The following is a 6,300-nucleotide window of genomic DNA, read 5'->3' as shown; positions in this document are numbered from 1 at the left end:
GGCGCGGGCGCGGGCAGGGCGACGGCTCCGCCGCCGGTGCGCAGCCGGCCGACCGGGAGCCCCTCGGGCGCCTCGGCCAGCGCCGTCACGAGGTCGAGCACCCGGTCCAGGTGGGCCCGGACGGTGTCCTCGGGGTAGTCGCCGACCGCGTCGGCGAACACCGGCAGGGTGGCGCGGCCGTTGTCGTAGACGCCGAGCGCGAAGTCCTCGGGCAGGCCCGGCGAGACCTCGTGCACGGTGGCCGGGATCCCGCCGAACCGCAGGCCCGGGTCGAGCGGCAGCAGGTTCAGGGTGGGGCCGATCAGCGGCCGGTCGCCCCGGGCGGCGGCGGTGTCGCGGAGCAGGTCCTCGAAGCGGTACCGCTGGCGGCGCAGCGCGGCGCGGACCCGGTCCGCCGTGGCCGTCACCAGGCCGCCGACGGTGGCGGCCGGGTCGACGGCGAGCCGCAGCGGGACGACGTTCGCCGTCATGCCGAGGGCCCGCCGGGCCAGCGCGGCGTCCCGGCCGCGGACGCCGAGGCCGATCACCGCCGTGCCCTCGCCGGTGTCGGCGTGCAGCGCGACGGCGAGCGCGGCCGGGAACAGCGCCGTCCAGCCCGCGCCGACGCGCTCGCGGACAGCGGCCCAGCGTTCGGCGGACAGCTCCGTCCGGACGGCGACCGGCGGGCGCGGGCCCGAGCCGGTCGGGGCGCTGCGCCCGCCCGCGAGGCGGGGCGGGTCGCCGAGGCCGGCCAACTCCTCGGCCCAGAAAGCGGCGTCGGTGCGGAACCGGGTGGAGGCGCGGTAGGCGGCGTCGTCGTCCAGCAGGGCCTGGAGCGGGTCGTGCACGCCGGTGGAGGCCGGCTCGCCCGCGTGCAGCGCCGTGTACTCGGCCGCCACCCGGCGCATCAGCCCGGCCCCGCCCACCCCGTCGCACAGGATGTGGTGCATCCGGAGGTACCAGAGGTACTCCGCCTCGCCGGTCCGCAGCAGGAAGTGGTCGAAGGGCGGGCGGGCGGTCAGGTCGTAGGGGTGGGCGAGTTCGGCGGCGAGGAACGCGCGGGCGGCGGCGGCCGGGTCCTCGTGGTGGCGCAGGTCCTGCCGGTGCAGCGGCCAGTCGGCGGCGTCCTCGATGATCTGGACGGCGCCGTCGGCGGTCGGCTCGAAGCGCACCCGCAGGCTCTCGCTGCCGGCCACCACGCCCCGCAGCGCGCGTTCGAACAGCTCCTCGTCGATCGCGCCGTGGAACTGGACGTACTGGCCGGCGGTGAACCGCCGCCGGGTGGGGTCGGCCTCGTGGCCGAACCAGATTCCCGACTGCGGGGCCGTGAGCGGCCGTCGTCGGGCGGGAGAGGCGGGAGAGGCGGGCGTGGCGGGCGTGGCGGGCGTGGCGGACATCCGGTCAGCTCCTTTCCGGCTCGTGCGGCTGGTGCGGCTCGTGCGGGCTCGGTGACCCGTGCGGCCCGGACGGGTCGCCGAGCCGGTCGAGCAGCGCCGGGGCGAGGTCGAGGAGGGCGGCCGGGCCGCCGAGGTCCTGGTGGCCGTGGTCGGTCCGGTGCCGCAGCAGCCGGCCGCCGTCGAGGTGGGGCAGCCAGCTCTCCGGGTCCTGGACGGGCCCGCTGGTCTCCGGGACGGCCTCGACGAGGAGCAGGTCGCCGCTGTACCCGCCGGGGCGGAAGGCGCGGCCGAGCCGGACGTTGTTGTCGTAGACCTCGGCGAGCGCGGTCAGGTGGTGTTCGGAGAAGACGGAGAGCGGCGAGTCGGAGTCCTTGGCGAGGACGAGGAACTCCTCGGCGGTCGGCGCGGGCGCGTCGGCCGGGCGGTCGACGCCGGTCAGCCGCAGCAGGGCGTTACGGACGTGGCCCTGCTCGGCGAGCACCTCGGCCTCCGAGCGGGCGGGCAGGTCGGCGAGCACGTAGCTGTCGAGCATCGCGAGCAGGCCCACCTCCGCCCCCTGCTCCTGCAGCCGGGCGGCCACGGCGTAGGCGACCAGGCCGCCGAACGACCAGCCGAGCAGGTGGTAGGGCCCGTCGGGCTGGACGGCGCGGATCTCCCGCACGCAGTCCTCGGCCACCTCCTCCGCGCTGGCCGGCAGCGGCCCCCGGCCGTCGAGGCCGCGGGACTGCAGGACGTAGAGCGGCCGGTCGCCGAGCGGCCCCAGCAGCGCCGCGTACGTCCAGCCGATCCCGGCGGCCGGGTGCACGCAGAACAGCGGCGCGCCGGTGCCGGTCGAGCGCAGCGGCAGCAGGGTAGCCAGCATGGGCTCCAGACCGTCGGCGGGCGGCGCGGGGACGGCGGCCTCGGCGGTGGCGGCGGTGGCGGTGGCGTCGGCGGCAGGGAGCGGGGCGCGGGCGGGCCCGGCGGTCGCGGGCCAGGAGTCGAGCAGGCCGAGGGCGCCGACGGTGGTGTCCGGCTCGGCGACGAGGGTGTCGAGCAGCCCCAGCAGCCGGGCCAGCAGGGCGTCGGCGGCCTCGGCGTCGACGGCGTCCTCCCGGTGCAGGATGTCGAGTTCCAAGCCGCCGTCCCTCGGGATGGCCATCAGCGACAGCGGGTAGTGCGCGGCCGTCTCGCTGCCCGAACCGGTGATCCGCACCCCCGGGAGCGCGTCGCCCTGGTCGCCGGACTGCGGGAAGTTCTCGTACACCATGACGGTGTCGAAGAGTTCGCCGAGGCCGGTCGCCCGCTGGATCGCGGGGATTCCCAGGTGCTGGTGGGCGATCATCCGGACCTGCTCGCGCTGGACCCGGGTCAGCAGCCCGGCCAGCGACTCCTCCGGCCGCAGGGTGATCCGCAGCGGCAGGGTGTTGATCAGGAAGCCCATGACGGACTCGGAGCCCGGCAGCTCCGGCGAGCGGCCGTTGACGATGATCCCGAACACGGTGTCGGGGCGGCCGGTCCGCTCGGCCAGCAGCAGCGCCCAGGTGGCCTGGAGCACGGTGTTGAGCGTGATGCCCAGCCCGGCGGCGAGGGCGCCGAGCCGTTCGGTGCGCTCCTCGCCCAGGGGCCGGTAGCGGCGGCCCGGCCACCCGTCGGCGGGCGGCAGCCCGGGCGGCGTCACCAGGGTGGGTTCGATCGGCGCGGCCAGGGCCTCGCGCCACGCCCGGCGGGCGGCCTCGTGGTCCCGGCCGGCCAGCCAGGCCAGGTGGGCGCGCAGCGGCACCGGCTCGGGCAGCCCGGCCGGGTCGCGGTACAGGGCGAACAGCTCCGGCAGGAGGAGCTGGTTGGACCAGCCGTCGATCAGGGTGTGGTGGGCGACCACCTCCAGCCGGTACCGCTGCGCTCCCACGCCCTCTCCGGGGCCCAGACGCAGCAGGGTGAAGCGGATCAGCGGCGGGTCGGCCGGGTCGAACCGAGTGGTCCTGGCCCCGGCGGCCAACCGCTCGGTCTCCGCCTCCTGTTCGGCCTCCGTGAGGCCGCTGAGGTCCAGCTCCGTGAACGGCGGCAGGCGGTCCGGGACGACCTGCACCGGGCGGCCGTCGGGGAGGCGGACGAACCCGGCCGCCAGGTTCGGGTGGCGGCGGCAGAGCGCCTCGACGGCGCGGCGCAGCGCCGCCGGGTCGAGCCGCCCGTCGAAGAGCATCCACAGCCGCATCACGTAGGCCCCGCCGCCGCCCTGGCTGTGCTGGGTGGGGAAGAGCAGCCGCTCCTGGAGCGGTGTCAGCGGCAGCACGTCCCGGTGGCCCGGGAACCGGGCCTGCAACCAGGCGCGTTCGGCGGCGTCCAGCGGGAGCAGTTCGCCGTCGGCGGGCCGGCCGGCGCCCTGGTCGGCGGGGTCGAGCGCGGTGGCGACGGCCGCGAGTCCGGCCGGGGTCGGGTGCGCGAACACGTCCTCCGGGGCGAGCGCCAGCCCGGCCCGGCGGGCCCGGCGGAGCAGCTTGATGGAGCGGATGCTGTCGCCGCCGAGGGCGAAGAAGCTGTCGTCCGGGCCGACTTCGGGCAGGCCGAGGACGCCGGCGAAGAGCTCGCGCAGCACCTCGACGGGGCCGGCGGCCGGGGCGGCGGCGGGCTCGGGCGAGGTCCCCGCCACGGCACCGGCGGCCAGGGCGGCGAGCGCGCTGCGGTCGGTCTTGCCGTTGGCGTTGGTCGGGAGGTCGTCGAGGAAGACCAGGACGGCCGGGACGACGGGTGCGGGCAGCACCTCGCGCAGCGCCGCCCGGACGGCCTCCGGATCGGCCGGGCGGCCCTCGGCGGCGACCAGGAAGGCCGTCGTGCGGCGGTCGCCCTCGCCGTCGTCGGTGGCGACCACCACGGCCCGCCGGATGCCGTCCAGCTCCGTCAACCGGGCCTCGATCTCGCCGAGTTCGATCCGGTGGCCGCGGATCTTCACCTGGTGGTCGGTGCGGCCGGCGTACTCCAGCTCGCCGGCGGCGGTCCAGCGGGCGAGGTCCCCGGTGCGGTACATCCGGGCGCCGGGCGGGCCGAACGGGTCGGGCAGGAAGCGCTCGGCGGTGGCACCGGGCCGGTGGGCGTAGCCCCGGGCCAGGTAGTCCCCGGCCAGGTAGAGCTCGCCGGTGACGCCGACCGGCGCGGGCCGCAGGGCCGGGTCGAGGACGTGGGCGCGCACGTTGCCGATCGGCACGCCGATCGACGGCTCACCGTCCGCACCGGGCGGGCACGCCCCGGCCGTGGCGTACACGATGGCCTCGGTGGGGCCGTAGAGGTTGAGCACCCGGGCGTCCGGGTTGCGGGCGTGCACCTGGCGGACCAGCGCGGCGGGCAGCGGCTCGCCGCAGAACACGTAGGTCGTCGCCCGCTCACGCACCCACTCGGCCCGGGCGACCTGCTGGTACACCGACGGGACGGTGTTGACCAGGCTGCCGGACCAGTCCGGGCGTTCCAGCAGCGTGAGCAGGTTGTCCACCAGGTCGACGCTGCCGCCGGTGAACAGCGGCACCAGGAGCTCGAAGACCGACAGGTCGAAGGAGAGCGAGGTGGAGCCGAGCACCCGGGAGAGGGCCTCGGGGCCGAGCTCGGCTGCCGCCCAGGCGGCGAGGTTGGCCACGGCCCGGTGGGTGACCACCACGCCCTTCGGCGTCCCGGTGGAGCCGGAGGTGTGGATGACGTACGCCGCGTTGCCGGGCAGCGGGCGGGTGGGCGTCGCCCCGGCGGGCGCGGGACCGGCGGGCGCGGGGCCGGCGGGCTCGGGGCCGGCGGGCTCGGCAGCGGGCTCGGCAGCGGGCTCGTCCAGCAGGACGACGGACGGGCCGTCGGCGGTCGGCTCCGGCAGCACGGCGGCGGCCAGCTGCGCCGTGGTCAGGACCACCCGGGGGCGGGCGTCCGCGAGCACGAACTCCACCCGGCCGCGCGGGTGGCCCGGGTCGACCGGGAGGTAGGCGGCGCCCGCCTTCAGCACGCCCAGCACGGCCGCGACCAGGGCGGGGGTGCGGGGCAGCAGCACCGCGACGACGTCCTCGCGGCCGACGCCGAGGCCGGCGAGCAGCCGGGCGATCCGCTCGGAGCGCCCGTCCAGTTCGGCGTAGTCCAGCACCTCTCCCCCGCCGCGCACCGCGACGGCGGACGGGGTCCGCGCCAGCTGGGCGGCGAACGCCGCGGGCACGGTGGTCTCGGGCACCGCGTGTTCGGTGGCGTTGGCCTTCCGCAGCAGGGCGAGCTCGTCCCCGTCGGCGAGGTCGAAGGAGTGGATCGGCTCGTCGGGCCGGGCCGCCAGCCGCGCCAGCAGCCGGACCAGCCGGCGGTGGGCCGCCGGGTCGGCGCCGTGGCCGCCGGCGGCGACCCGCCACGCCCCGTCCCGGTCCGCCGGGCCGGGGGTGGGGTCGGCGCGCAGGAACAGGCCGGGCAGCGGCTCGCCCCAGGCGCGGGCCAGGACGGCGACCGTCCCGGGGCCGTACGCCACCCGCTCGGCGCTGTCGGCGGTCCCGGTGACCAGGCCGTACCCGGAGGACGGGCCCCAGGGCAGGTCGAGGTCCGGCCGGTGGCCGTGGCGCCGGACCGCGCGCAGGGCGCGGCCGGCCTGCCGGAGGACGGCGGTGAAGCTGAGCCCGGGGGCCGGGGCCAGGCGCACCGGGACGACCAGGCCGCGGCCGCCCGGGCCGGGCGCCGGGCGCCAGTGTCCGAGCAGCAGCTCCCGGGCGCCGGTCAGCCGGTGCGCGTGGACGGCGGCGGCGGCGAGCAGCACCGCGGCGGGGCCCGCACCGCCGGCCCGGGCGGCCCGGGCCAGTGCGGCCGGGTCGGCCACCGGCAGCCAGGGCAGCTCGGCCGGCGGCGCGACGGCCCCGGCCGGGCGGGGGGCGGGGGGCGCGGGGGCGGGGGGGCCCCGGGCCGCCCGCCCGGAACCCCGGGCGGCGGGGCGGGGGGGGTGCGG

General features: G+C 78.4%; 2 protein-coding genes. Both read right to left on the bottom strand.

Going from position 1 to position 6,300, the window contains the following annotated elements; translation table 11 throughout:
- Positions 1-1,376 (bottom strand): condensation domain-containing protein (locus ACFV61_RS33390; protein WP_380495798.1); only part of this gene is annotated, 1,376 nt, incomplete at its 3' end.
- 4 nt (positions 1,377-1,380) lie between these two features.
- Complete coding sequence (locus tag ACFV61_RS33385) at positions 1,381-6,174, bottom strand: amino acid adenylation domain-containing protein (RefSeq protein WP_380495796.1); 4,794 nt, start codon at positions 6,172-6,174, stop codon at positions 1,381-1,383.
- Positions 6,175-6,300 lie beyond the last annotated feature (126 nt).

Source organism: Kitasatospora sp. NPDC059817 (genome assembly GCF_042731835.1).
In the GTDB taxonomy this organism is placed as follows: Bacteria; Actinomycetota; Actinomycetes; order Streptomycetales; family Streptomycetaceae; genus Kitasatospora.
This window is presented reverse-complemented; position numbering and strand designations above follow the sequence as displayed.